This window comes from Clavibacter sp. CT19 (genome assembly GCF_027858075.1).
In the GTDB taxonomy this organism is placed as follows: domain Bacteria; phylum Actinomycetota; class Actinomycetes; order Actinomycetales; family Microbacteriaceae; genus Clavibacter; species Clavibacter tessellarius_A.
In genome coordinates this window covers 208,642-232,962 of the sequence record NZ_JAQHYR010000005.1, presented here as the reverse complement: position 1 = coordinate 232,962, position 24,321 = coordinate 208,642, and the positions used below count along the sequence as shown (strand labels likewise).

Sequence of the window (24,321 nt, the reverse complement as noted above, 5' to 3'; positions counted from 1 at the left end):
CCGCCGTCCCCCTCGGGGATCGGCGGCCGGCGTCGTCGTGTCGGTGTCGCGCCGCGCGGATCAGACGAGCCGCAGCAGCCGCACGCCGTGGGCCTCGACCTCGAGCGGGATCCCGCCGCCGACGACGGCCAGCTCCTCGCCGGTCCACAGGTCGGTGGCGTGCGTCGCGTCCGGGCAGCCGAGGTCGGCGAGGTGCGCCGTCACCTCGAGCGGCGCGTCGCCCAGGTGGAAGACCGCGCGCCAGCGGGTGGCGCCCTGCTCGGCCGCCCAGATCACGAGGTCGCCGTCGCGCACGATCTCGCGGCTCGCGTCGCTGCCGAGGAGCGCGAGCACGTCGTCGTTGGTGAGCAGCGCGAGCGTGGCCTGGTCGGTGTCGGGCAGGTGCCCGCCGAACATCAGCGGCGAGCGGAGCAGGCACCACAGCGACACGAGCGTGCGCCGCTCGGCCGGGGTGAAGCGGCTCTGCCGGTCGCCGCCGACGTGGGCGCGGATCCCGATGCGGCCGAGCGGCAGCATGTCGGCGTCCGCCCACCCGCCGGGCCGCTGGTGCGGCGCCCACCGGGCCGCGCGCTGGAACTGCTCGCGGAGGTGCGCCCAGTCGTCCCAGAAGTCGTCCGAGATCCGCCAGAGCTGCGCGGTCTCCCGCAGCAGGTCGAGGTGCTCGAGGCTGAGGCGCTTGCCGGGCGAGAGGCTCAGGGTCATCGGGCGGCCGGATGCGGCGATCGCGCGCGAGATCGCGGTGACCTCCGCGGCCTGGACCGGCGGGTACAGCACGTCGTCGAGCTTCACGTAGTCGACGCCCCACTCGGCGAGCATCGCGAACACGGAGTCGTACCACTCCTGCGCGCCCGGCCTCGTCATGTCGACGCCGTGCATGTCGGGGTTCCAGGGGCAGGGGTTCGCCGGGTCGGCGATGTCGGCGCACGTGGCGTCGGATCCGAGGATCGGCAGCGCCTCCTCGGCCGCGCGCCGGGGCACGCCGCGCATGAGGTGCACGCCGAAGCGGAGGCCCATCGCGTGGATCCGCCGCGCGAGCTCCGCGAACCCGCGCCCGCCCGCCGCCGACGGGAAGCGGCCGACCGCGGGCTGCGGCCGGCCCCACGCGTCGAGCTCGGCGGCGGATCGCTCCCGGTAGTCGTGCGCGCCCGGATCCGGCTCGTACCACTGGATGTCGACGACGACCGTGTCCCAGCCGTGCGGCAGCAGGTGCGCGGCGAGGAAGCGCGCGTTGGCGAGCACCTCCTCCTCGGTCACGGAGCCGCCGAAGCAGTCCCAGCTGTTCCATCCCAGGGGCGGGATGGCCGCGCAGACCGGCGCGGTCACGCCTCGAGCCGCAGCGAGAGGGTCGCGAACGAGTGCGGCGGGAGGGTGAGGCGCACGCCGTCGGCGGTCGTCTCGATCCCCTCGAGGGCGACCGGGTGCACGGCGTCGGCGTCGCCCGGGCGGTTGTGCGCGTCGGGCCGGTCGGCCGTGAGGATGCGCCCCGCGACGTCGACCGCGCGGCCGCCGCGGAACGCGACCACGACCTCCTGCGGCGCGTCGAGGTCGACGTTCGTCAGCGACACGAGCACGCGGCCGTCCTTGGCGCTCGCCGACGCGGAGGCCAGCGGGATCTCGCCGCCGTCGACCGCGCGCGCCGGGCCGACGACCGTGGTCGGCAGCGAGGTGGCGTCGTGGTGCCCGCGGTTCATCTCGAACACGTGGTACGTGGGGGTGCGCACCATCTCGCCGCCGTCGGGATCCGTGAGCAGCATCGCCTGCAGCACGTTCACGGTCTGCGCGATGTTCGCCATGCGCAGCCGGTCGGCGAAGGAGTGGAAGACGTCGAAGTGCCAGGCGGCGACCATGGCGTCGCGGATGGTGTTCTGCTGGAACAGGAAGCCCGGGTTCGTGCCCGGCTCGACGTCCCACCAGGTGCCCCACTCGTCGAGCACCATGCCGTACTCCTTGGCGGGGTCGTGCACGTCCATCACCGCGGCGTGGGCGCGGAGCAGCGGCTCGATGCCCTGGGCCGCCACGATGGTGCTCCAGTAGGCCTCCTCGTCGAAGTCCGTGGCGCTGCCCTTCGCCGTCCAGCTGCCGCCGAGCGTGTAGTAGTGCACGGAGATCGACTCCCACGGCACGGACGAGAACGGATGCGCGTCCATCTCCGGGATCACGCGCATGAGCGTCTCTGTCCACGCGGTGTCCATGGTGTCGGCGCCGGCCGCGATGCGGTGCAGCGGGGTCGCGCCGCCGCTCTCGCAGAATGTGCCGAACTGCCGCGCGAGGTCGGCGTAGGTGACCGAGCGCATGTTGCCGCCGCAGCCCCACGCCTCGTTGCCGAGGCCCCAGAACGGCACGGTCCACGGCTCGTCGCGGCCGTTCGCGCGGCGGAGGTCGGCCATGCGCGACCGCCCCGCGCCCGTGAGGTACTCGACCCAGTCGGACATCTCCTGCACCGTGCCCGAGCCGATGTTGCCCGAGACGTAAGCGTCGGCGCCGAGCAGCTCGCAGAGCGCCATGAACTCGTGCGTGCCGAAGGAGTTGTCCTCGACCGCACCGCCCCAGTGGGTGTTGATGAGCTTCGGCCGCTCCTCGCGCGGGCCCACGCCCTCCCGCCAGTGGTACCGGTCGGCGAAGCAGCCGCCGGGCCAGCGCAGGTTGGGGATGTCGAGGGCCTTGAGCGCCTCGACCACGTCCAGGCGGATCCCGCCCGCGTTCGGCACGGGCGAGTCCTCGCCCACGAAGAAGCCGTCGTAGATGCAGCGGCCGAGGTGCTCGGCGAAGTGCCCGTAGAGGTGGCGGCTGATGGTGGCGCCGGGGCGGTCGAGGTCGACGGTGATGGTGGTGGTCACGGATGCTCCTGCGCTGGGGCGGCGACGGTGCCGCTACGAGTCCGGGACCGCGGCCCCGGGGTGAGAGATCGATCTCACACTACGCTCCGCCCGGCCCATCCGACCTCGACGCGCACGGGTTCCTCGCCGATCACGAGGGGCGAGGCCGCGTCGTGCACCGCGCCGTCGACGCGCACGGTCGCCGACCGCGGCAGCCGGAGCGCCGTGCCGCCCGCGGGCGCGAGCCACGCGGCCGCGGGGAGGCGGCGCACGACGAGGGTCGCGCCGGCCGGATCCCACGCGAGCCGGTCCACCACGACGCCGCCGCGCGCGCGGAGCCCGGTGACGCACCCGCGGGGCCACGCCGCCGGCACCGCGGGCAGCACGGCGAGCGACCCCTCGTCGGATCCGAGCAGCATCGCCGCCACGAGTCCCGGCAGGCCGCCGCTCGCGTCGAGGTTGAAGATCCGGCCCGCGTCGTGCCGGGTCGTGAGCGTCGGGCTCCAGTGCTCGACCGCGAGCCACTCGGCGCACGTCAGCGCGGCCTCCGCGTCGCCGAGCGCGGCGGCGGCGCGGCCCACCTGCACCAGGCCGAACGCCATCTCCATCCGTCCGGGCGGGGCCGTCGGATGCTCCGCGCGCCACGCGATCTTGGCCGCCACCGTGCGCGAGGCCGCGGTCCGCAGGCGCACGGCCTCCGCGGCGTCGCCGTGGAACGCCGGATCCGTACCCGTGCCCACGGGGTGCAGCTGGGACGCGTGGCGGTGCGCGACCTCCTCCGGCCAGCGCGGATCCAGCCACTCGGCGAGCGTGCCGTCGTCGGCCACCCGGTACGGCGGCAGGTCGCGGACCACCGCGTCCCAGCGCGCGTCGAGCGACGCGTCGCCGCGGGCCCGGCCGAGGAGGGCCGTGGCCCGGGCGGCGTCGCGGAGGATCGCGACGTCCATGGTCGCGTCGGTCGCGGCCGGCACCCGCTCGCCGCGGGGCGTGTTCTCGGGCGAGTAGGAGGGGACGAGGCGGCGTACGCCGTCGACCAGCACGGTCCCCGTCTCGGCGAAGCGCAGCACGCCCTCGACGAGCTCCCACAGCCGGTCGTCGACGATGCCGCGGTCGCCCGTGGCGGAGACGGCGTCGGCGGCGATGCGGAGGATCCAGCCGCCGCAGCCGATCCAGAACGGGTGCGGGTAGTCGGCCGAGAGGTGGTCCGCGCGGCCGTGCGTGGACATGCGCGCGGGCAGCAGCATCCCCTCGGCACCGAAGACGCGGCGGGCGTTCTCGCGGAAGTCGTCGAGGTGCGGGAGCACCAGCGCGAGGATGCTGCGGGCGAGCTCCGGCGTGCCGGTCGCGACCATGCCGGCCATCGCGCCGTCCTGCACGTTGCCGTTGAGCGTGTAGTCGGCCGACCACGCCGGGCGCCACGTGCCCTGCCAGACGCCCTGCAGCGTGGGCGGCAGCTCGCCCGTGGCGGCGATCACGTTCGCGCGGCCGCTCAGGTAGGCGATCTCCACCACGCGGCGGCGCGCGGCCGGGTCGCCGGCGCGGGCGGCGGACCAGACGGCCTCGGTGTCGGAGCCGGCGTCGGTGTCGTGCTCCGCGGGCGCCGCGCCGTCGAGGTCGAGCGTCGAGGCGCCGACCAGGCGGCCGTGGGAAGCGCGCTGGGCGGCGCGGATGTCGTCCCAGGTGGGGGCGGATCCGGGCGGTGGCTCGGTGGGTGCCGCCGTCGCGTCGGCCGGGCCGGTGCCCACGGCGACGCGGACCAGCCGCGTGCCGCCCGGTCCGACCCGGAGCGTCGCGCGCGCGGATCCGCCCGCCTCCACCCACGCGACGCCGGCGTCGACCGCCGTCACCGCCCGGACCGCGACGGACCCCGCGCCCGCCTCGGCCGTGAGGATCCCGCGCCCGCCGCCCGCGACCGAGGCGCGCACCGCGTCCGACGCGTCCGGCACGCCCGTGTCGAGCGAGGTCGCGTCGCCCGCGCCGAGGCCGAGCTCGATCGCGACCTCGCGCTCGCGGTCGGACTCGAGCGCGATCCAGAGGGCGTCGCCGCCGGGGCCGCCCGCGTCGCCGCCCGCGTCCGCATCCGCGCCCACGTCCGCGTCGTCGTCCGCGTCCGCAGGAGCGTCGCCCGCCCGCGGCGCGACCATCCGCACCTCGTGCCGCGCGCCGTCTCGATCCGCCCACGCGATCGCGACCTCGCCGCCGGCCGGGTCGACGCTCCGCCGCATGCCGACCGCGCCGCCGGGCGTGCGGATCACGAGGGTCGCGCAGATGCCGAGCGGGTCGGTCCAGACGAGGCCGTCGCCGTATCCGTCGTCGCGCGCGGCCGCCTCGAGCTCGGCGCTCGCCGTGTCCGCGTCGCCCGCGAGGAGCGCGCGGCGGATCCCGTCGAGGCGCGGCCGGAGGTCCGGGGCGGCGGGCCGCGGGTTCACCGGCGGGAACCAGCGCTCGTGCGCGAGCGAGACCGTGATCGCGTCGGCCGGGCCGTGCGCCACCGCGCCGATCCGGCCGCTGCCGACGATCACGCCCTCCTCCCACGTGGGCGCCGCGGTCGCGGTCGTGAGGACGGGGTGGGCATCCACGGGGTGCGCGTCGTCGCGCGAGAGCGATCGGATGATCGGCCCCTTCCGGTTCGTCGGCGATTCGTCGCGGGCCGCACCACGCTACCGGCCGGGATGCGCGGCGGGAAGGACGGGGACGGATCCCGGCGGCTCCGCATCCGGCCGCCCTAGGATCGGCGGATGCTCGGACCCCTGCAGCGCCTGGATCCGCCCGCCCGGCGCATCCTCATCGCCGCACCCTCGGGAGCCGGCAAGACCACGCTCGCCCGGCGCATCCAGGAGCGCACGGGCCTCCCGCACACCGAGATGGACGCGCTCTTCCACGGGCCCGGCTGGACCGAGCTGCCCACCTTCCGCGACGACGTCGAGGCGTTCACCTCGTGCGACGCCTGGGTCACCGAGTGGCAGTACACGACGCAGCTCGGGCCGCTGCTGCCGTCCCGCGCGGACACGCTCGTGTGGCTCGACCTGCCGGTGCAGGTGCAGATGGGGCGGCTGATCCGCCGCACGGTCATGCGCCGCTGGCGCCGCGAGCCGCTCTGGCACGACAACGTCGAGCCGCCGATGCGCACGGTGTTCACCGACCCGGACCACATCGTCCGCTGGGGCTGGCGCGGTCGCGCGAAGGTGCGGAAGCGCGTGGTGCACGCGGCCATCGACCACCCGCACCTGCGGATCGTGCGCCTCCGCTCCACCCGCGAGGTCGACCTCTGGTTGCGCGGCCTGCCGCGCTCGGATCAGCCGACGACGGCCTGAGCGCTGATGCCGGTCGGAGCGACGGATGCGACGCCGGTGGGCACGGACCGGTGACCCCCGAGACGCCGTGTCCGTTCTGCGCCCTGCTCGACGGCGCCCCGATGGAGGCGCAGCTCCTGCGCGGGGCGCTCCGCGCGTGACCCGCCGTCCGCGGACGCCGTGGCGAGCGGGCGGCCCGGAATGGGGCCTGCGGGGCGCGCGCCCGGCTGCCACCATCGGAGGATGGACGCCACCGCACCCCTCCTGACCTGGACCCTCGCCGACGAGATCCCCGTGCCCGACGACGTGCACGAGCTCCTCGTGGAGGGGGAGCAGGCGGTCGCCTCGTTCCGCACCTTCCGCGACTCGGCCACCTTCACGACCAAGCGGCTCATCGTGCGCGACGCACAGGGGATCACGGGGAAGAAGGTCGAGCTGTACTCGCTGCCCTACAGCGCGATCAACATGTGGTCGACGGAGAACGCGGGCAGGTTCGACCTGAATGCGGAGCTGGAGCTGTGGACGCGCGCCGGGCACATCAAGGTGAAGCTCGGCAAGGGCGCCGACATCCGGCGCATCGACGGCCTCATCGCCTGGGCCGTGCTGCAGGCGCACTGACCGGAACGCCGAGAGCGGCGTGCGACACGAGGTCGCACGCCGCTCTCATGGGGCCCGGAGGCCGGGGATCGGTCCTACTTGGGGCAGGAGCTGGCGGAGTCGCTGATGGCGGCCGAGATCGGCTGGGCCGGGCAGACGTACGGCTTGTACGCGCTGTTGCCGTCCATGTAGACCTTGAGGAAGTTCGTCACGGCGTCGCGGACGGTGCCGTTCTCCTTGTTGCGGAACGCCAGGTGGTCGGCGCCGCGGAGCTCCAGGTACTGCTTGGCGGTGGTGTTGGGGATGGACTCGTAGGCGGGCTTGCCCATGAACGACGCCGGCGCGGTCTGGTCGGTCTGGCCGGTGATGATCAGGGTCGGGGTGGTGTCGGTGGGGTACGACGGCGAGGCGGTGGGGTGGTACGGGTCGGTGGTGCCGGCCGGGAAGTCGTACGGCATGAGCGCGACGGCGGCCTTGAGGCCGTGCTGCTCCACGGCGGCGTTGAGGGCTCCGCCGCCGGCGAGCGAGTAGCCGACCACGCCGATGTCGGCCGGGTTCACCTGGTCCTTGACCGGGCTGGCGGTGGCGAGGTACTTGGCGGCGGCGAGCATCTCGTAGGAGCGCTGCTGCGGGAGGTCGTAGCCGCCCAGGGTGTTCATGTTCAGCACGATGTAGCCCTCGCCGGCGAGGTCCTTGGCGAGCCAGGCGAGGTCGGACTGGTCGCCCTTGAGGCCCGGGGCGACGACGATCGCGCCGAGGGTCTTCTTGCCCGTGTTCTGCGGGGCGTAGAGGGTGGCGTCGCCGAAGCCGCTGCCGTCCGTGGCGGGGATCGTGTACTGGCTGAGGGGGTACGGAGCGTGGTGGTGGTGGGCGGACGCGCTGTCGGCGGTGCCGGCGTGGGCGGGGGTGGCGGCCTGGGCGGCCGCGGGCACGCCGAGGAGGGCGAGCGTCGTGAGCGCGGCGACGGCCACGGGGCGGGTGCGGAACGCGGAGCGGGTGACGGACATGGTCGTGTCATCTCTCTCTGTGATGGGCAGTGAATGGCGTCTCGGCGGGAAGACCCGCGCCGGACCGCCATGACCTTAAGCGCGGTGATCCTGGGGAACCGCCTGCCCGTCCCCAGGTGCCGCTGCCCGTGGACAGATGCAGCGGAGGACCCGCGGAGGTGCATGGCGACGGGGCCCGGCACGCGCGTCCGGCTGGCCGGCGCACCCGCCCGGGGACGCGGAAAGGGGAGGAGGAGCGCCCCGAACGCGCTCCTCCTCCCCTCGTCTGGGGCGGCCCCGTGGGCCGGTCCGCGACTACTTCGCGGGCGTGGCCTTCACCAGGAACTCCACGGTGCCCTTGTCCTGGACGCTCACGAAGCCGAGGCTGGGGGCCTCGACGCCGTAGTCGGCGAAGGTGACGGGGATGGATCCGCTGACCTGCACGCCGTCGGCGGTGAGCGCGGCCTGCAGCGGCACGGTGACGGTCTGCTTCACGCCGTGCATGGTGAGCTCGCCGGTCGCCTCGACGGTCGCGACCTTGCCGCTCGCGGGCACGGCCGCGTCGACCGGCTGCGTGAGCGTGAAGGTCGCGTCGGGGTACTTCGAGACCTCCATGGCGGTGCTGTGGAAGTAGTCGTCGCGGGCCGCCTGGTCGGTGGCGACGGAGCCGACGTCGACCGTGACGGTCGCGTCCTTCAGCGTGGAGCCGTCCACCGTGATGGTGCCGGACACCTTCTCGGTCTTGCCGACGACGGTGACGTCGGTGCCGTTGAGCACCTCGGCGACGCGGTAGCCGGCGGTGCTGCCGGCGCCGATCTTCCAGTCGCCCGACAGGTTGCTCGTGTCGAGCGACGAGTCGGCCGGGGCGGCCGAGACGGACGGGGCGGCGGCGGGTGCGCCGACGATCACGTCGCGGTAGAACGCCGGGCCGAACGCGGCGGCGCTGACACCGAGCACGACGACGACGGCTGCGCTCGTGCCGAGGATGATCTTGGTCTTCTTCTGCATGGGGTTCTCCTGATCCGGGTGGTGCGTCTTCGTCCGCCGCGGGATGTTGCGCCGACATGGAGGACGACGGGCCAGCTCCGGATAACGTTCACGCGCTCAGGGGTCTGCCAGGTTCGCGGCTGCGGATGCGGGGAATCCCGCGTCGGGGAGGGCGGCGTCGTGTTCGTGACCGGCGCCGCGGGCGGGGTCGGCTCCCTCGCCGGGCAGATCGTGCGAGCCCGCGGGGCGAGCACGGTGATCGGATCCGCGGGCTCGGCCGCCAAGGCCGCCCGGCTCGTCGACGAGCTCGGCTTCGAGGCGGCCGTGCAGGCTGCCGCCCCGGGCGCGGCTCGTGCTGTGCGGCCCGCTGGCCGGACAGGTCGGAGGCGGTCAGGGCGGCACGCCGCGGCTCGCCGTGATGACGGCCTTCGTGAAGCAGCTGGATCCGCCCGTTCTCGACGCACCACACCGCCGAGCAGATCCGGGCGTGGGACGAGAGCTACGCGCGCTGGCTGTGGGAGGGGCGGATCGTGTTCCCGCACACGATCGTCGAGGGCGGGCTGGCGGCGGCACCCGCGGCGTTCGACGACCTCCTCCGCGGGGACTCCCGCGGGAACGTGATCGTGCGGATGTGACGCGGCCCGCCAGGGGTCGACGGGGGCACGCGCGGGTCGATCCACGATCCGCCTGAGATGATTCCCGCACCGCGGTGAACCTTCCGGCCGTCCGTCTCGTCGTGGGAGGAGGAGGTACGGATGGCCACGGAGAGCACGGCACGCATGAGGGCGCTGCACGACGCGCACGCCCCCGCGCTCCAGCGCTACGCGCTGCGGCTCACGGGGGACGCGGCGCTCGCCGAGGACGTGGTGCAGGAGGCCCTGCTGCGCGCCTGGCGCTCGCCCGCGATCCTCGCCGAGGAGGACGAGTCGGCCCGCCGCTGGCTCTTCACCGTCGTGCGGAACCTCGTGATCGACGACCGCCGCAGCGCCTGGCGCGGACGCGAGACGCCGACCGACGTGCTGCCGGAGGATCCCGTCGCGGACGCCTCGGACGCCATCATCGACCGCCTGCTCGTCGCGGAGGCGCTCGCGTCGCTCTCCGCGGAGCACCGCCGTGCGGTCGTCAGCTGCTACCACCTCGGACGGACCGTGGCGGAGACGGCGGAACGCGAGGGCGTGCCGCCCGGCACGATCAAGTCCCGCCTCCACTACGCGCTCAAGGCGCTCCGTCTCGCCCTGCAAGAACGAGGAGTCACCCGATGAACGACCGCGCCGACGACATCCACGAGTGGGATGCCGCGTACGTGCTCGGCAGCCTCAGCGCCACCGACCGCGCGCAGTTCGAGGCCCACCTCACGCGCTGCGACGCGTGCACCCGCTCCCTCGCCGACCTGGCCGGGCTGCCCGGCGTGCTGCGCATGCTGCCCGTCGAGGACGCGCTCGCGCTGCTCGACGAGCCGGATCCGGTGGCCGACGCCGCCGACGCCGCCCGTGACGCCGCGCCGTCCGCCGCTGCCGCCGGCTCCACGGCGGCGGGCCCCGCGCCCGTGGTGCCCCTGCCGTCCACCGCGGCGTCCGCGTCGCACCACGTGCCCCGCGGTCGGCGCCCGAGCAGTGGACGGCGGCTCCCCGGATCCCTGTCCCGCCCCGCCCGGCTCACCCGCCGCACGGGAGGCTGGCTTCTCGCCGCGGCCGCCGTCGTGCTCCTCGTGGGCGGCGCGGGCCTCGGCTCCGCGCTCCGTGCCGGCGTGAGCGCGCCCCTCGCGGATCCGACCCCGGTCGCCTCCTCGCCCTCCGGCGACCTCTCCGCGGGCCTGCCCCAAGACGCCGTGAGCATGCGCTCCGACCTTGACGTCGGGGTCACCGCGCAGCTCGCCGTCACCGCCAAGCCCTACGGCACGCGCTTCGACTGGAGCTGCGCCTACGCGGGCGGCGGCGTCGGTCAGGGCTCCTACGACCTCGTCGCCATCGACGACGCCGGCTCCCGCACGGTCGTCGCCACCTGGGGCGCGGGCCAGACGGAGTCGCGGCTGCTCGCGGCCACCTCCAGCCTCCCGATGGACCGGATCCGCTCCGTGCAGATCACCCCCTCCGACTCCGACGTGGTGCTGGCGAGCCGCGACCTCTGATCCACGGCGCCCACCCCTGGCGCGCCGCCGTCGCGGGGCCGTACCCTGGCGTCCCACACCCGAGGAAAATCGAGCGCACGAGGACCCGATGAGCGACCCGGCACCGCACGCCGACCTGCCCGACGCGCCCGCCCTGAGCGCGGCCGACCAGGCCGTCGTCGCCGCGCGCTGGCGGCGCAACGCGACCCTCTTCCTCAGCGGCCAGACCGTCTCGCTGTTCGGCTCGATGCTCGTCCAATACGCGGTCATGTGGTACGTCACCTTCGAGACCCGCTCGGGCCTCGCGGTCGCGCTCTACGCGGTCTGCGCGTTCCTGCCGCAGGGCATCGTCTCGATCTTCGGCGGCACGCTCGCCGACCGGATGAACCGGCGCGTGCTCGTGATCGTCTCCGACAGCAGCATCGCCGTGGTCACGCTCGCGCTCGCGCTGCTCATGATGAACGGCGTCACCGACCTCTGGATCATCCTGCTCGCGGTGGCCGTGCGCTCCGTCGGCGCCGGGTTCCAGACGCCCGCGGTGCAGGCGATGATCCCGCAGATCGTGCCGCCCGAGCAGCTCCTGCGGGTCAACGGCATCTTCGGCACCATCCAGTCGGCCATGGCGCTGCTGGCACCGGCCGCCGCGGGCGCGATCTTCGCCGCCTACGGGCTCGTGCCGCTCTTCTTCGTCGACGCGATCACGGCCGCCATCGGCATCGCCTTCCTGCTGTCCGTGGCCGTGCCGACGCTCGCCTCCATCGCGGACAAGACGTCGAGCTACCGCGAGGACCTCGTCGAGGGGATCCGCTACATCGGCGGCAACCCGGTCGTCCGCTGGCTGCTCGTGGTCTTCGCGATCATCTTCCTGCTCACCGTGGCGCCGTCGTTCATCACGCCGCTGCTCGTGGCCCGCACCTACGGCACCGAGGTGTGGATGGTGACCGTGCTCGAGGTCGCGTTCAGCGTCGGCATGCTCGGCGGCGGCGCGCTCGTGTCGACGGTGTTCGCGAAGTCCGACCGCATGACCCTGATCCTGGTGAGCTGCTTCGGCTTCGCGATCTTCACCGCGGGCCTCGGCCTCAGCCCGAACCTCTGGGTGTTCTACGGCTTCATGTTCGCGATCGGCCTCTTCGTGCCGCTGTTCTCGGCGCCGTTCATGACGCTCGTGCAGGAGACCGTGGCGCCCGAGATGCACGGCCGCGTCTTCAGCTACGTCGGCATCGTCATGGCGCTCGCGACCCCGATCGGCGCGGTCGCGTTCGGCCCGCTCGCCGACGTCTTCAGCGTGCAGGAGCTCCTCGTCGCCGCGGGGATCATCACGGTCGTGGTGATCTCGGTGGCCATCTCCCTGCCGTCGGGCCGCGCGGCGATCCGCCTGGCCCGCGCGAAGAAGGCGGAGGCGGACGCGGGGGACGCCTCGGCTCACGAAGCCTCGACCACTACGGTGGAGCCTCCCCGTACGACCCCGGCTGCCTAGCAATTCCCCAGCGTTGACTCGCAGCTAGGCGGGCCGCGGTGCCGCGTCGCGCCATGGATGTCGTTCTGCGAGAGGCGAGCCGCATCCACGGGCCGAGGCCGATGAGGGGCGCAGCCATCGCGACAATAGCTGCGCCCCCTGGCCATCGAGTGGGGAGAGTCGAGACCACCCCCAGATCGTGTCGAGGTCAGTCAGGCATCCGCCCGTATGCGATCACTGCGTACCGGAGAGCGCAAGCGCATAGCTGACGGGCTCACGTGCGTCACCGGCGTCGCTCGTCAGAACGGTGCCTTCTGCGCCGAAGGTGGTGATTTGATCTTCTCCGCGGTCGTCGGCTCTGGCGTCTACGAACAGGTCGTGGCCTACGTTGCGCAGGCCATCGACGGACGCGACTTCTGCCTCGTGGGCGTCATCCGTGAGAACGAATTGATGAGTCTCAACGGCGCCATCTGCTTTCGGGATGCTGTTTCGGACGGAGATCGCGCGCTGAGAGAAGCTGCTGTTCGACGCCCGGGCGGATGTGACGTAGTCGTCCTCGGATTGGCCGGAGGTGAACAGGAAGGTGTCGGTCGCGTTCGACGCCTTCCAGAGCTGCACACCCTCATGCTGACCGATGGGGACCAGGTCATCCTTCGAGAATCCGTACGTGGAGGCAACATGGGCTAAGGCAGAAGTCGGGACGGCAGGGCCTTCTACATGGTCCTCGATGGCTGTGGAATCGGTATCCGCATCACTGCGGATCCGACCGACATCCAAGGCCGTGGCCCTTGCGTTGAGGCTGGCAGTTTCGCCTGGCGACTTCCACCTGAAAGCACCCTTTCGGTAGTTCCGGGTGTCGTAGATCGTGGCCTCATAGCTCCAAGCGTTCGTAGTGGCTGTACCGAGCCAGACCTGTATGTTGGCCAACCCGGTTATCGTCTGCTCGGTGAATCCGGCCGTGATCCCGGTGCGGCTCTGATAAACCGTCCCTTCTGTGTATGTTGTGTCAGGAGCCGCGCTTCCGTCGAAGAAAGTTGCGGTCGCTGCTTGCGCTGGCGTCGCGACGGTCATCGCCAATGCGGCAGCAGATATAAATGATGCTATAGCGATTCGATTTCTGTTCATCAGATGGTCCCTTTCGTCGGTGGCTCTTCTGGCTGTGAGCTTCGAGGTTCAACTCGCCGAAAACATCACATATCCGAAGCGTGTCCCAGTAACAAATCGAAACACGTCGCCGTGACCACATCTCCGCTGGGACTCAGGGGCAAGATGGAGGCCCGCGATGTGCAGACAATATCCTCGTGGTAGGAAATGACGGGGTGTCGCGTGCGTTGTATCTACACGTGCGGAATTAGGCAGAGGAGTCAGGAGCGATGAGTTGATGGGATTCAATGGACGGCTCTCGGCCGCCCTAGCGGAAGCGCAGGCGCGGCGTCAGCGAGCCGAGAGTGGCCGGGCTTCCGATGACAGCAGGGGTGATCGACCGGATGCCTTCGATGGGCACGCGACCCCGCTGCCGCCGTATGAGAAGGCTGCTGGTAGAAGGCGCTGGTGGCAGAGACGACCGTGAGCGGTCTCCAGCGATGAAGCCGCGATCCGCCTCAAGCCATGCCGAGGCGATGGCGGCGTTCGGGCTCCGCGACGGGCGCGGATCCGCCGATCCCGACGCCTAGCGTTCCCCGGCGCCCGTCGACCGCTCCCCGAGCTCGTCCGCGTACGCCGCCACCGCGCGCCCGTACTCGGGCAGCGTCGGCGCGAGCCGCCGCAGTGCCACGGCCAGCGCCTCCGTCGGACGGCCCGCGTCGTGCAGCGCGAGCGCGAGGAACGCGTCGCGGCCCGGCGCGTGGTCGTCGTCGGGCAGGGCCTCGAGCAGCGCGATCGCCTCGGCGGGCTCGCCCACGTTGCGCAGGGAGCTCGCCAACTGGATCACGGCGAACGGCAGGTGCGCCGCATCCAGCCCGCCGGCGATCGCCGCACGGTACAGCGGCACGGCCTCCGCCTCGCGGCCCACGAGGTCGTGTGCGCTGGCCAGCTCGTAGAGCGCGCGCGGATCGTCGGCCGGCCGCTCCGCGACCAGGGCCCGCATCCCGGCGACGGTCTCGTCCGCGCGCTCGTCGTCGGCCGTCGCCCAGAAGGCGGCGACCCGGGCGTCCCAGTCGTCGTGGTGATCCATGCCCCCAGCCTGGCAGGGCGACCGCCGGTCACCGCCGCCGCGGCGGCGGGGGCGCCGTGGTGGCGCGGCGCACGAGGCGGGTGGGCAGCTGGATCCGCATGGCCTCCGGCTCCTGCCCGGCCATGAGCGACATGAGCAGGTCCACCGCGGTCGTGCCGAGGCGCTGCATCGGCTGGCGGATCGTCGTGAGCGGCGGCGTCATCTGCGACGCCTCGGGGATGTCGTCGAAGCCGATGACGGAGAGGTCCTCGGGCACGCGGATCCCGAGCTCGGCCGCCACCTGGAGGATCGCGATGCCGGACAGGTCGTTGGCGGCGAAGATCGCGGTGGGCCGGTCGGGCATGGAGAGCAGGGCGCGCGCCGGCTCCCGCGCGGCCGCCGTGAGGAAGAGGCCCGCGCGCACGAGCGCCGGGTCGAACGCGATGCCCGCGTCCTGCAGCGCCCGCCGATAGCCGGCCTCGCGGAGGCTCGCCGAGCGGAGGTCGGGGCGGCCCGCGAGGAACCCGATCCGCCGGTGCCCGAGCTCGAGCAGGTGCCGCGTCGCCTGGAGCGCGCCGCCGAGGCTGTCGGACTCGACGGTCGGGAGGTCGGCGGGCCCGGTGTGCGGGTCGATGGAGACGACGGGGATCTCGGTCGACGCCGTCACCACCGTGGGCGTCACCATGATCGCGCCGTCGATGAGGGTGCCGCTCAGCCGGCTCAGCGACCGGCGCTCCCAGCCCGTGTTGTCCACCTGGCGGGAGCCGCTGTAGGCCAAGAGGTCGTAGCGCGACTCCCGGAGGGCCGCGCCCACGCCCTTGAGGATCTCGGCGCTGAACGGCTCGAAGCCGGCCACGAGCACGCCGACCACGCCGGTGCGGTGGGAGCGCATGCTGCTGGCGACGAGGCTCGACTCGTAGCCGAGGCGCTCGACGACCTCCATCACGCGGCGGGAGGTCTCGGCCGAGATGCCGTACCGCCCGTTCACGGCCTTGGAGACGGTGGACACCGAGACGCCAGCGGCAGCGGCGACGTCGTGGATGGTGGCGCGGCGGGTCATGGAGTGGACCATACGCCCGGAGAAAAGGATTTCGAAAACGTTTGACGAAGATCCGAGGACGACCGAGACTTGCCGCACCGGCCCCCGTCACGACGGAGCGACGACGCGATGACGCGACAGCGGGCCCGGCAGAGCCGCACCACCACAGCACCAGGCGCGCGGCTCGTGCACGTCACCCCCGACACCCGCCAGGGTGCGCTCAATGAAGAGACAGGTAGAACGACATGAAGGCACGGAAGATCCTCACGGGATCCGCGGCCCTGCTCGTGGGGGCCCTCGCCCTCACGGGCTGCAGCGGCAGCGGCTCCAGCGGCGACGACGGCGGTCCCGTCGAGATGACGCTCTGGCAGAACTCCACCACCGGACCCGGCAAGGCGTTCTGGGAGAAGGTCACGGCCGACTTCAACGCCGCGAACCCCGGCGTCACGGTCACGTCCACGTCGATCCAGAACGAGGACCTCGACGGCAAGCTCCAGACGGCGCTCAACTCGGGCGACGCCCCCGACCTGTTCCTCCAGCGCGGTGGCGGCAAGCTCTCCGCCATGGTCGCCGCGGGTCAGATCATGGACATCACCGACACCATCTCCTCGGAGGCGAAGGCCGACATCTCGAAGGGCTCCTTCGACGCGAACACGATCGACGGCAAGACCTACGCGATGCCCGTCGCCGTGCTCCCCAGCGGCATCTTCTACAGCCAGGACCTCTTCAACGCGGCCGGCATCACCGAGACGCCGAAGACGATGGACGAGCTCGACGCCGCCGTCGACAAGCTGAAGGCCTCGGGCGTCGCGCCCATCGCCCTCGGCGGCAAGGACGCCTGGCCCGCCGCGCACTGGTACTTCAACTTCGCGCTCCGCGAGTGCAGCTCCGACACGCTCGAGAAGGCGGCGAAGGACAAGGACTTCAGCGACGGCTGCTGGATCAAGGCCGGCGAGGACCTCAAGGACCTCACGGGCACGGATCCCTTCAACGAGGGCTTCCTCACCACCGCGGCGCAGCAGGGCGCCGGCAGCTCGGCCGGCCTCATCGCCAACCACCAGGCCGGCATGGAGCTCATGGGCGCCTGGGACCCGGGAGTCATCGCGGGCCTGACCCCCGACCAGAAGCCGCTGGCCGACCTGTCCTGGTTCCCCTTCCCCGAGATCTCGGGCGGTGAGGGCGAGGCCGGATCCATCATGGGCGGCATCGACGGCTACTCCTGCTCCGCGCAGGCGCCGAAGCAGTGCGCCGACTTCCTGAACTACATCGCGACCCCCGAGGTGCAGCAGGAGTACTACGTCGCGTTCAACGCCCCGCCGGTGAACACCAAGGCGCAGGCCGCCGTCACCGAGCCGTACCTGCAGGAGATCCTGAAGGCGTACAACGACGCGCCCTACGTCTCCCAGTGGCTCGACACCGTCTACGGCCTGAACGTCGGCAACGCGATGAACGTCGGCGTGGTCGACCTCATGGCGGGCGACGGCAGCCCGGAGAAGCTCATCCAGACCGTCGGCGACGCGGCCAAGAAGGCCTAGGCGCACCGACATGGCCATCCGCGAGAGCTCGCTCGACGAGCAGCGTCCCGCGGCTGATCCTGCACACCCCGAGGGCGGCGTCGTGACGACGCCGCCCTCGGCGGTGCGCGGTCGACGCCGCGGCCTGGGCTGGTCCGGGCGCCTCGAGGTCCTGATCCTCGTGGGCCCGGCCCTCCTCTTCTTCGTGGGCTTCGTCATCTACCCCGTGGTGATGGCGGCCTACTACGGCTTCTTCAGCTGGCAGGGCTTCGGCCCGCCCACGATCTTCGTGGGCTTCCGGAACTACATCACGATCCTCCAGGACCCCACGTTCCACGAGGCCCTGATGCACAACGCGGTCATCGTGATCCTGTCGCTCGTGCTGCAGGGCCCCGTCGCGATCCTCGTGGCGCTCCTGCTCAACCGGAAGCTGCGCGGCCAGTCGATCATCCGCGTGCTGATCTTCGTGCCGTACGTGATCTCCGAGGTCGTCGTCGGCACCGGCTGGAGCCTCATGCTCCAGGGCTCCGGCGCGCTCAACGGCTTCCTCGCGAACATCGGCCTGGCGGACCTCCAGCAGGACTGGCTGGCGAACCCGGACATCGCGATCTGGTCGCTCATGACGATCATCACGTGGAAGTACATCGGCTTCGCGGTGATCCTCTTCCTCGCCGGCCTCCAGGGAATCCCGGAGGAGCTGAGCGAGGCGGCCGCCATCGACGGCGCCTCGTACTGGCAGATCCAGCGGCGCATCACGCTGCCGCTGCTCGCGCCGACGCTGCGCATCTGGGCGTTCCTGTCGATCATCGGCTCGCTGCAGCTGTTCGACCTCGTCTACATCATCTGGGGCCAGTACATCTCGGCCACCGCGGGCACCTCGACCATGGCCACGTACCTCGTGGCGAACGGACGCGGATCCGGCAACTACGGGTACGGCAACGCCGTCGCCGTGGTGCTGTTCCTCATCTCCCTGGTCGTCGCGCTCGTCTACCAGCGGTTCGTGCTCAACCGCGACACCGCCGGCGCCCTCACGGGTGCAGGAAGGAAGGCGAAGAAGTGACCGTCGCCACCGCCGCTCCGCGCAACGCGGACCTGGATCCCACCTACTCGGCCAAGACGCCGAAGCCCAAGCGGGCCCGCACGCCGGGCGAGGGGAAGAACCCCATCCCCTACCTCGTCGCGGTCGTGCTCATCGCCCTGATGCTGACGCCGGTGGCGTACATCATCCTCGGCGGGTTCCGCACGAACGCGCAGATCACGACCGACCCGGCGGGCTTCCCGTCGCCGTGGCAGATCCAGAACTACCTCGACGTGCTCTCGGGCTCGCTGTTCTGGCGCCAGGTGGGCAACTCGCTCATCGCGGCCGTCGGCACCACGCTCGGCGCGGTCGTGCTGGGCCTCATGGCGAGCTACGTGCTCGCCCGGTACACGTTCTTCGGGCGGGGAGCGCTCTACGCGATCTTCGCGTCGGGGCTCATGTTCCCCATCACGGTGGCCATCACGCCGCTGTACATCGTGATCCGCTCGCTCGGGCTCACGAACTCGCTGCCGGGGATCATCCTCCCGCAGATCGCGTTCGCGCTCCCGACGACGATCATCATCCTGGTGCCGTTCCTGCGGGCCATCCCGGACGAGATCCAGGAGGCCGCGTTCATCGACGGGTGCAGCCGCCTCGGGTTCTTCTTCCGGATGGTCGTGCGGCTGTCGATGCCGGGCGTGATCACGGTGGGCATCCTCGCGTTCATCGGCAGCTGGAACAGCTACCTGCTGCCGCTGTTCATCCTCAGCGACGCGTCGGCGTACACGCTGCCGCTCGGCGTGCAGTCGTTCTCGTCGCAGTACTCGGTCGACACGGCCAAGGTGCTCGCGTTCACGTCGCTGTCGATGATCCCGGCGCTCATCTTCTTCTCGATCTTCGAGCGCCGCATCGTCGGCGGCCTCACGGGCGCGGTGAAGGGGTGACCGGGGCGGAGGCTCCGGCACCCGGCGCCGTCGCGCTGCCCGAGGTCTCGGAGCGGGTGCGTGAGCTGCACGCGCGCATGACCCTCGAGGAGAAGCTCGCGCAGATCGTCGGCTACTGGGTCGACCAGGGCGGCGAGGTGGTCGCGCCCATGCAGGGCGAGATGGCCACGACCGGCCGCTACGAGGAGGCGACCGAGCACGGCCTCGGGCACCTCACCCGCGTGTACGGCACGCGTCCGGTGGATCCCGTCGAGCGCGCGTCGTGGCTGTGGGCCGAGCAGAGGCGGCTGCAGACGGAGACGCGGCTCGGGATCCCGGCGCTCGTGCACGAGGAGTGCCTCACCGGGCTCGCTGCGTGGCAGGCCGCGACCTTCCCCACGCCGCTCGCGTGGGGTGCGTCCTTCGACCCGGGCCTCGTGGAGGAGATGGCCGCGCTCATCGGCGGGTCGATGAAGGAGCTCGGCGTGCACCAGGGCCTCGCGCCCGTGCTCGACGTGATCCGCGACGCCCGCTGGGGCCGCGTCGACGAGTGCATCGCCGAGGACCCGTACGTGGTCGGCACCATCGGCACGGCGTACGTGAAGGGCCTGCAGTCGGCCGGGATCCACGCCACGCTCAAGCACTTCGTCGGCTACTCGGTCTCGCAGTCCGGTCGCAACCACGCGCCCGCCCACGTCGGCCCGCGCTTCGTGGAGGACGTGCTGCTGCCGCCCTTCGAGATGGCGGTGCTCGACGGCGGCGTGCGCTCGGTGATGAACTCGTACGCGGAGATCGACGGCGCGCCCGTCGGCGCCACGACGGAGTACCTCACCGACGTGCTCCGCGGCCGCTGGGGCTTCGACGGCGTCGTGGTCTCGGACTACTTCTCGGTCGCGTTCCTCCAGGTGATGCACGCCGTCGCGGGCGACCGCGGCGAGGCGGCGGCGCTGGCCCTCGAGGCCGGCATCGACGTGGAGCTGCCGACCGGCGACGCGTACCTCGCGCCGCTGGCGGAGCGGATCCGCGCCGGGCTCGCCGACGAGTCGCTGGTCGACCGCGCGGTGCTCCGCGTGCTCGACGAGAAGGAGGAGCTGGGGCTGCTCGACGCGACGTTCGAGGATCCGCCCACCGAGATCGACCTCGACACCCCGGCCCACCGGGACGTCGCGCGTCGGCTCGCGGAGGAGTCCGTGGTGCTGCTCGCGAACGACGGCACGCTGCCGCTCGCGTCGGGCGACCGCACGGCGCCCGGACGGATCGCGCTCATCGGCCCCAACGCCGACAGCGCCGAGGCGCTCATGGGCTGCTACTCGTTCGCGAACCACGTGCTCGCGCACCACCCGGGCACGCCGCTCGGGTTCGCCATCCCGACCGTGGCCGAGGCGCTCCGCGCGGAGCTGCCGGACAGCGAGGTCGTGCTCGCGCACGGCGCCGACGTCGAGGGCGACGACCGCTCCGGCTTCGACGCCGCGGTCGAGGCCGCGCGCGGATCCGACCTCGCGGTCGTGGTCGTCGGCGACCGGGCGGGCCTCTTCGGCCGCGGCACGGTCGGCGAGGGCAACGACGTCGAGAGCCTCGAGCTGCCCGGCGTGCAGCGCGAGCTGGTCGAGGCCGTGCGCGCCACCGGGACCCCCGTGGTCGTGGTGCTGCTCACCGGCCGGCCGTACGCGGTGGCGTGGGCGCTCGAGGGCGAGTCGGCTCCGGCTGCCGTGCTCCAGGCGTTCTTCCCGGGCGAGGAGGGCGGATCCGCGATCGCGGGCGTCCTCTCCGGCCGGGTGTCGCCGTCGGGCCGCCTGCCCGTGTCGCTCCCGCGGTCCGCGGGCGCGCAGCCGTTCTCGTACCTGCACCCGATCCTCGGGGGCCCGAGCGAGGTGACGAGCGCGGATCCCACGCCCGTCCTCCCGTTCGGGCACGGCCTGTCGTACACGACGTTCGCGCGGAGCGACCTGTTCGTGGCGTCGGCCGAGGTCGCCGCGGGGGAGGCGTTCACCGCGACCGTCGTGGTGCGCAACACGGGCGACCGCGACGGCACCGACGTGGTGCAGCTCTACGCGCGCGACGTGCAGGGCAGCGTCACGCGGCCCGTCGCGCAGCTGCTCGGCTACCTGCGGCTGGATCTCGCGGCCGGCGAGTCCGCGGAGGTCACGTTCCGGGTGCCCACCACCCGCCTCGCGCTCACCGACCTCAGGTACCGCCGCGTGGTCGAGCCGGGCGCGGTCGAGTTGTGGGTCGGGCCGTCGAGCGCGGTGAAGGAGACGGAAGGCGAGATCCAGATCACCGGATCCACGTATCACGTCACCATCGCGGACGAGCGGTACGTGGGCACGTCGGTGGCGCCGGTCGGCGCGTCCGCCGGCTCGTCGGCAGTGCCGGAGCGGGTGCTCGAGCCGAGCTGATCCCGATCCCGTCCGCGCCGGAGCCCCGGCCGCCGCGCCCTCGACGCGCGGCGGCCGGGGCTCCGTCGTGCGGCGGCGTCGAGCCGGCGGCCGGCGGCCTGCGGCCCGAAGCCGGCGGCGGATCAGGCCCCCGCCACCTCCACCGGCGCCGTCGTCAGCGCCTGCAGGCCCGTGACGCGCAGCAGGTCCAGCCGCGCCTCGTCCGTGCTGCCGGGCTCCGCCGTGTAGACGACGATGCGGAGGTCGCTGCCCGGCACCGAGAGGGTGTCGCAGTCGATCGTGATGGGGCCGACCGGAGTGCTCGTCACGGTCTTGCGGCTCGACCGGTGCTCGGCGACGCGCGCCTCGCTCCAGCGGCGTGCGAACTCCGGGACCTCGGCGCGCAGGCGGGCGACGAGCCGGGCGAGCGCGCGATCCGCGGGGTAGCGTCCGACGGCCGTGCGCAGGTCGGCCGCGAGGTCGCGCGCGAATTCCTCCTCGTGCACGGCGTCGAAGTCGGTGCCCCCGTGGCCCTGGGTGAAGTAGGTCCAGACGAGGTTGCGGTCCCAGCCGGTGCGCGTCGACGGGTCGCCGTTGAGCGCCGCCCACAGCGGGTTCCAGAGCAGCAGGTCGTGCGTCGCCGTGAACACCGCGAGGGGCACGTCGCCGAGCCGGTCGACGATGCGGTGCACGCCCGGCGTGATGTGCCGCGGGACCTCGTCGCGGCCGGGCGGGGCGACGCCCGCGACCCGGTGGAGGTGGTCGCGCTCGTCCTCGGTGAGCCGGAGGGCGCGGGCGAGCGCGCCCAGCATCTGCGGCGACGGGTTCACCGACCGGCCCTGCTCGAGCCGCACGACGTAGTCGACGCTGACGCCCGCGAGCGCGGCGAGCTCCTCGCGGCGGAGGCCCGCGGTGCGGCGGTGGGATCCCGCGGGCAGGCCCACGTCCGCGGGCTGCACGCGCTCGCGCCAGGAGCGGAGGACGCTCGCGAATTCGGTCATGCTGCCATCCTCCGCGCTGGCGGGCGGATCAGCCTGGTACCGCCGGTCCTCCCGTCGACCGGTGCCTGGGCGGCGCGGACGCGGAGGCGCAGGCTCGGGACATGACCACGACACTGATCACCGGATCCAACCGGGGCCTCGGCCTCGAGACCGCCCGCCGCCTCGTCGAGGCCGGCCACACCGTGCACGCCGGCATGCGCGACACCGCCGACGGCGATGCCGCCCGCGCCGTCGGCGCCCACCCCGTGCAGCTCGACGTCGACGACCAGGCGAGCGTCGAGCGCGCCATCGCGTCGCTGCCGACGCTCGACGTGCTCGTCAACAACGCCGGGATCCTCGGCACGACCCAGGGCGTCGACGACCTGACCCCCGAGGCGATGCTGGCGGTGCTGCAGACGAACGTGGTCGCCGTGGTGCGCGTGACGCAGGCGGCGCTGCCGCTGCTGCGCGCATCCGCGGCCCCCGTGATCGTCAACGTCGCCTCGGGCGTTGGCTGGCCGCGCGCCCTCGCGGGAGACGGGACCGACGAGAGCCACGTGATGACGATCCCGTACGCGACCTCGAAGGCGGCCCTCATCACCGCGACCGTGCAGTACGCCAAGAACCTGCCGGGGTTCCGGATCAACGCGACCGACCCCGGCTACACGGCGACCGACTTCAACGGCAACACCGGCCACCAGACGGTGACCGAGGGAACGGACGCGACCGTCGCGATGGCGCTCGTGGGACCCGACGGGCCGACGGGGGAGTTCCACAGCCGGCACGGGCGGATCGAGTACTGAGGCCGGGCGCGCGCTGGCAGGGTGGGGGCATGCCCGGCCACCACCTCCGCCCCTGGATCGCGTCCGACGCCGACGCGCTCCGCGACGCGTTCGTCACCACGCCGGATCTCGTGACCCAGCTCGGCGGCGCGGACCTGTCGACCATCGCGAGCGCCGAGGCGCACATCACGGGTCCGCTCGCCTCCGACGACGCGCACCGCGCCTGGGCGATCGTCGACGGGGGAGTCGCGGTCGGCAGCGTCGGCGTCTCCGCGATCGACCGCCGGCACGACACCGCGTGGCTGCACTACTGGCTGGCGGGATCCGGTCGGGGCTGCGGCCTCGCGACCCGGGCGCTCGCGGGCGCGGCCGCGTGGGCGTTCGCCGACGGCCTCTTCCGCCTCGAGCTCGGGCACCGGGTGAACAACCCGGCGTCGTGCCGGGTCGCGACGCGCGCCGGCTTCGGCGCCGAGGGGATCGAGCGCGCGAAGCTCCGGTACGGCGACGAGCGGTTCGACGTCGAGACGCACGCGCGGTTGGCGACGGATCCGGCGCCCGGCGTGATGCCGCTGGGCGTCGCGATGTGAGCGTCGGCAGCGTTCGCGGCGTCGGCAGCGTCCGACGGGGCCTCGCGAGATCGGCATGCTCCTTCGCCCTCCCGTGCCCCAGCGGGCGATCGTCCCAGGGGCGGGCCTCACGGGGGAGCGGTGGGGAGAGCTCCGGGAATGGCCCCCGTGCTCGATGCATGCAGCGCCATCGCTGACGAGATGATCCGATGACCGACACGCAGCCGGGCACGCCTGGAGACCTCCGCGGCCGCCGGCGCGCACAGCCCGCCCGGACGAGCGGATCGACCGCCACGGCCGCGTCCACGGACGCTTCCCGATGGACCCGGATCCGTCGTCCACGCTCGTCGCCGCATCCGCGTGGACCTCCTACGTGAACGGGTCCTCGAGCTACGCCCGGACCCGAATCACGTACCCGAGGACGGACGGGCCCTCGGCCTGGACATGCCAGTAGCCGGCCTCCTGGTGCGCCCACGGGTGGGTCTCGACGCCGCGCACCAGGCGCGTGTCGCCCTTCGCCCTGTCCACCGGGTGGTCTCCTTCGTCGATCGAGTCGATGTAGGAGCGCCCGGCCACGCTCGCGAGTGAGCATACGGTCGACCACCGACGACGCCTTGACGGAACCAGCCCGAGCACGTCAGTGCCCGGGCTGGTCGCGCTTCCGCAGTCAGATCACTTGAGAGTGGTCTTCTTGCGCCTATTGCGAATGTACGTGACTATTCCTACCGTC

General features: G+C 72.6%; 21 protein-coding genes. 11 read left to right on the top strand and 10 right to left on the bottom strand.

Annotation, left to right across the window (positions count from 1 at the left end; translation table 11 throughout):
* Nucleotides 1-60 precede the first annotated feature (60 nt).
* From PED38_RS08175 to PED38_RS08165, 3 genes are all read right to left on the bottom strand, one after another.
* Entirely contained in the window at nucleotides 61-1,323 is a 1,263-nt protein-coding gene (locus PED38_RS08175; RefSeq protein ID WP_270980784.1) for a glycoside hydrolase family 27 protein, read from the bottom strand.
* Entirely contained in the window at nucleotides 1,320-2,837 is a 1,518-nt protein-coding gene (locus PED38_RS08170; RefSeq protein WP_270980783.1) for an alpha-N-arabinofuranosidase, read from the bottom strand. The genes PED38_RS08175 and PED38_RS08170 overlap by 4 nt, the downstream gene beginning before the upstream one ends.
* A 74-nt stretch (nucleotides 2,838-2,911) precedes the next feature.
* Complete coding sequence (locus PED38_RS08165) at nucleotides 2,912-5,395, bottom strand: glycosyl hydrolase family 95 catalytic domain-containing protein (RefSeq protein ID WP_270980781.1); 2,484 nt, start codon at nucleotides 5,393-5,395, stop codon at nucleotides 2,912-2,914.
* Nucleotides 5,396-5,554: 159 nt separating this feature from the next.
* On the opposite strand from PED38_RS08165, the gene PED38_RS08160 reads away from it, so the two are divergent.
* Both PED38_RS08160 and PED38_RS08155 read left to right on the top strand, forming a co-directional pair.
* Nucleotides 5,555-6,130, top strand: a complete 576-nt coding sequence (locus PED38_RS08160) for an AAA family ATPase (RefSeq protein WP_063072278.1) — start codon at nucleotides 5,555-5,557, stop codon at nucleotides 6,128-6,130.
* A gap of 222 nt (nucleotides 6,131-6,352) precedes the next feature.
* Nucleotides 6,353-6,727, top strand: coding sequence for a PH domain-containing protein (locus PED38_RS08155; RefSeq protein WP_063072277.1), 375 nt, complete (start codon nucleotides 6,353-6,355; stop codon nucleotides 6,725-6,727).
* A gap of 74 nt (nucleotides 6,728-6,801) precedes the next feature.
* On the opposite strand, the gene PED38_RS08150 is transcribed toward PED38_RS08155, so the two are convergent.
* Both PED38_RS08150 and PED38_RS08145 read right to left on the bottom strand, forming a co-directional pair.
* Nucleotides 6,802-7,713, bottom strand: coding sequence for an alpha/beta hydrolase (locus PED38_RS08150; RefSeq protein ID WP_063072276.1), 912 nt, complete (start codon nucleotides 7,711-7,713; stop codon nucleotides 6,802-6,804).
* 294 nt (nucleotides 7,714-8,007) lie between these two features.
* Entirely contained in the window at nucleotides 8,008-8,700 is a 693-nt protein-coding gene (locus PED38_RS08145) for a YceI family protein (protein ID WP_270980777.1), read from the bottom strand.
* A gap of 734 nt (nucleotides 8,701-9,434) precedes the next feature.
* Between PED38_RS08145 and PED38_RS08135 the strand changes: the two genes are divergently transcribed.
* The 3 genes from PED38_RS08135 to PED38_RS08125 all read left to right on the top strand — a co-directional run bounded on the left by PED38_RS08135 (nucleotide 9,435) and on the right by PED38_RS08125 (nucleotide 12,263).
* Complete coding sequence (locus PED38_RS08135) at nucleotides 9,435-9,941, top strand: sigma-70 family RNA polymerase sigma factor (protein ID WP_270980776.1); 507 nt, start codon at nucleotides 9,435-9,437, stop codon at nucleotides 9,939-9,941.
* Nucleotides 9,938-10,807 (top strand): anti-sigma factor family protein, encoded by an 870-nt coding sequence (locus PED38_RS08130; protein WP_063072272.1) that lies wholly within the window; start codon nucleotides 9,938-9,940, stop codon nucleotides 10,805-10,807. The genes PED38_RS08135 and PED38_RS08130 overlap by 4 nt, the downstream gene beginning before the upstream one ends.
* Nucleotides 10,808-10,895: 88 nt before the next feature.
* Nucleotides 10,896-12,263 carry an MFS transporter gene (locus PED38_RS08125; RefSeq protein ID WP_063072271.1) on the top strand — a complete coding sequence of 456 codons (1,368 nt, stop codon included), beginning with the start codon at nucleotides 10,896-10,898 and terminating at the stop codon, nucleotides 12,261-12,263.
* A gap of 213 nt (nucleotides 12,264-12,476) precedes the next feature.
* Here PED38_RS08125 and PED38_RS08120 read toward each other — a convergent pair whose 3' ends face one another.
* The 3 genes from PED38_RS08120 to PED38_RS08110 all read right to left on the bottom strand — a co-directional run bounded on the left by PED38_RS08120 (nucleotide 12,477) and on the right by PED38_RS08110 (nucleotide 15,454).
* Nucleotides 12,477-13,313 (bottom strand): hypothetical protein, encoded by an 837-nt coding sequence (locus PED38_RS08120; protein WP_270980773.1) that lies wholly within the window; start codon nucleotides 13,311-13,313, stop codon nucleotides 12,477-12,479.
* Nucleotides 13,314-13,911: 598 nt separating this feature from the next.
* Complete coding sequence (locus PED38_RS08115; protein ID WP_270980771.1) at nucleotides 13,912-14,415, bottom strand: tetratricopeptide repeat protein; 504 nt, start codon at nucleotides 14,413-14,415, stop codon at nucleotides 13,912-13,914.
* Nucleotides 14,416-14,443: 28 nt separating this feature from the next.
* Nucleotides 14,444-15,454 carry a LacI family DNA-binding transcriptional regulator gene (locus PED38_RS08110; RefSeq protein WP_270980770.1) on the bottom strand — a complete coding sequence of 337 codons (1,011 nt, stop codon included), beginning with the start codon at nucleotides 15,452-15,454 and terminating at the stop codon, nucleotides 14,444-14,446.
* A gap of 224 nt (nucleotides 15,455-15,678) precedes the next feature.
* Between PED38_RS08110 and PED38_RS08105 the strand changes: the two genes are divergently transcribed.
* The 4 genes from PED38_RS08105 to PED38_RS08090 are packed head-to-tail and all read left to right on the top strand — an operon-like array spanning nucleotide 15,679 to nucleotide 21,284.
* Entirely contained in the window at nucleotides 15,679-16,968 is a 1,290-nt protein-coding gene (locus tag PED38_RS08105) for an extracellular solute-binding protein (protein WP_270980769.1), read from the top strand.
* 10 nt (nucleotides 16,969-16,978) lie between these two features.
* Nucleotides 16,979-18,007 (top strand): carbohydrate ABC transporter permease, encoded by a 1,029-nt coding sequence (locus tag PED38_RS08100; RefSeq protein ID WP_270980767.1) that lies wholly within the window; start codon nucleotides 16,979-16,981, stop codon nucleotides 18,005-18,007.
* On the top strand, nucleotides 18,004-18,909 hold the full coding sequence (locus tag PED38_RS08095; protein WP_270980766.1) for a carbohydrate ABC transporter permease: 906 nt from the start codon (nucleotides 18,004-18,006) through the stop codon (nucleotides 18,907-18,909). Before PED38_RS08100 ends, PED38_RS08095 begins: the two co-directional genes overlap by 4 nt.
* On the top strand, nucleotides 18,906-21,284 hold the full coding sequence (locus PED38_RS08090; RefSeq protein WP_270980764.1) for a glycoside hydrolase family 3 N-terminal domain-containing protein: 2,379 nt from the start codon (nucleotides 18,906-18,908) through the stop codon (nucleotides 21,282-21,284). The genes PED38_RS08095 and PED38_RS08090 overlap by 4 nt, the downstream gene beginning before the upstream one ends.
* A 122-nt stretch (nucleotides 21,285-21,406) precedes the next feature.
* Here PED38_RS08090 and PED38_RS08085 read toward each other — a convergent pair whose 3' ends face one another.
* Entirely contained in the window at nucleotides 21,407-22,264 is an 858-nt protein-coding gene (locus tag PED38_RS08085) for a helix-turn-helix transcriptional regulator (RefSeq protein ID WP_270980763.1), read from the bottom strand.
* Nucleotides 22,265-22,365: 101 nt separating this feature from the next.
* Here PED38_RS08085 and PED38_RS08080 point away from each other — a divergent pair, with 101 nt between their 5' ends.
* Both PED38_RS08080 and PED38_RS08075 read left to right on the top strand, forming a co-directional pair.
* Complete coding sequence (locus tag PED38_RS08080; RefSeq protein ID WP_270980761.1) at nucleotides 22,366-23,046, top strand: SDR family NAD(P)-dependent oxidoreductase; 681 nt, start codon at nucleotides 22,366-22,368, stop codon at nucleotides 23,044-23,046.
* A 29-nt stretch (nucleotides 23,047-23,075) separates the two neighbouring features.
* A complete protein-coding gene (locus PED38_RS08075; protein ID WP_270980760.1) occupies nucleotides 23,076-23,612 on the top strand; it encodes a GNAT family N-acetyltransferase in 537 nt (178 codons plus the stop codon).
* Between the two features lie 369 nt (nucleotides 23,613-23,981).
* Here the strand turns inward: PED38_RS08075 and PED38_RS08070 are convergent, their stop codons facing one another.
* Nucleotides 23,982-24,119 (bottom strand): hypothetical protein, encoded by a 138-nt coding sequence (locus tag PED38_RS08070; protein ID WP_270980758.1) that lies wholly within the window; start codon nucleotides 24,117-24,119, stop codon nucleotides 23,982-23,984.
* Between the last annotated feature and the right edge of the window lie 202 nt (nucleotides 24,120-24,321).

What these genes read in the sequence shown, in the direction of transcription:
- PED38_RS08160 (WP_063072278.1), top strand. Translation starts at nt 5,555, where the DNA reads ATGCTCGGACCCCTGCAGCGCCTGGATCCGCCCGCCCGGCGCATCCTC.
- PED38_RS08155 (WP_063072277.1), top strand. Translation starts at nt 6,353, where the DNA reads ATGGACGCCACCGCACCCCTCCTGACCTGGACCCTCGCCGACGAGATC.
- PED38_RS08150 (WP_063072276.1), bottom strand. Translation starts at nt 7,713, where the DNA reads ATGTCCGTCACCCGCTCCGCGTTCCGCACCCGCCCCGTGGCCGTCGCC.
- PED38_RS08145 (WP_270980777.1), bottom strand. Translation starts at nt 8,700, where the DNA reads ATGCAGAAGAAGACCAAGATCATCCTCGGCACGAGCGCAGCCGTCGTC.
- PED38_RS08135 (WP_270980776.1), top strand. Translation starts at nt 9,435, where the DNA reads ATGGCCACGGAGAGCACGGCACGCATGAGGGCGCTGCACGACGCGCAC.
- PED38_RS08130 (WP_063072272.1), top strand. Translation starts at nt 9,938, where the DNA reads ATGAACGACCGCGCCGACGACATCCACGAGTGGGATGCCGCGTACGTG.
- PED38_RS08125 (WP_063072271.1), top strand. Translation starts at nt 10,896, where the DNA reads ATGAGCGACCCGGCACCGCACGCCGACCTGCCCGACGCGCCCGCCCTG.
- PED38_RS08120 (WP_270980773.1), bottom strand. Translation starts at nt 13,313, where the DNA reads ATGACCGTCGCGACGCCAGCGCAAGCAGCGACCGCAACTTTCTTCGAC.
- PED38_RS08115 (WP_270980771.1), bottom strand. Translation starts at nt 14,415, where the DNA reads ATGGATCACCACGACGACTGGGACGCCCGGGTCGCCGCCTTCTGGGCG.
- PED38_RS08110 (WP_270980770.1), bottom strand. Translation starts at nt 15,454, where the DNA reads ATGACCCGCCGCGCCACCATCCACGACGTCGCCGCTGCCGCTGGCGTC.
- PED38_RS08105 (WP_270980769.1), top strand. Translation starts at nt 15,679, where the DNA reads ATGAAGGCACGGAAGATCCTCACGGGATCCGCGGCCCTGCTCGTGGGG.
- PED38_RS08100 (WP_270980767.1), top strand. Translation starts at nt 16,979, where the DNA reads ATGGCCATCCGCGAGAGCTCGCTCGACGAGCAGCGTCCCGCGGCTGAT.
- PED38_RS08085 (WP_270980763.1), bottom strand. Translation starts at nt 22,264, where the DNA reads ATGACCGAATTCGCGAGCGTCCTCCGCTCCTGGCGCGAGCGCGTGCAG.
- PED38_RS08080 (WP_270980761.1), top strand. Translation starts at nt 22,366, where the DNA reads ATGACCACGACACTGATCACCGGATCCAACCGGGGCCTCGGCCTCGAG.
- PED38_RS08075 (WP_270980760.1), top strand. Translation starts at nt 23,076, where the DNA reads ATGCCCGGCCACCACCTCCGCCCCTGGATCGCGTCCGACGCCGACGCG.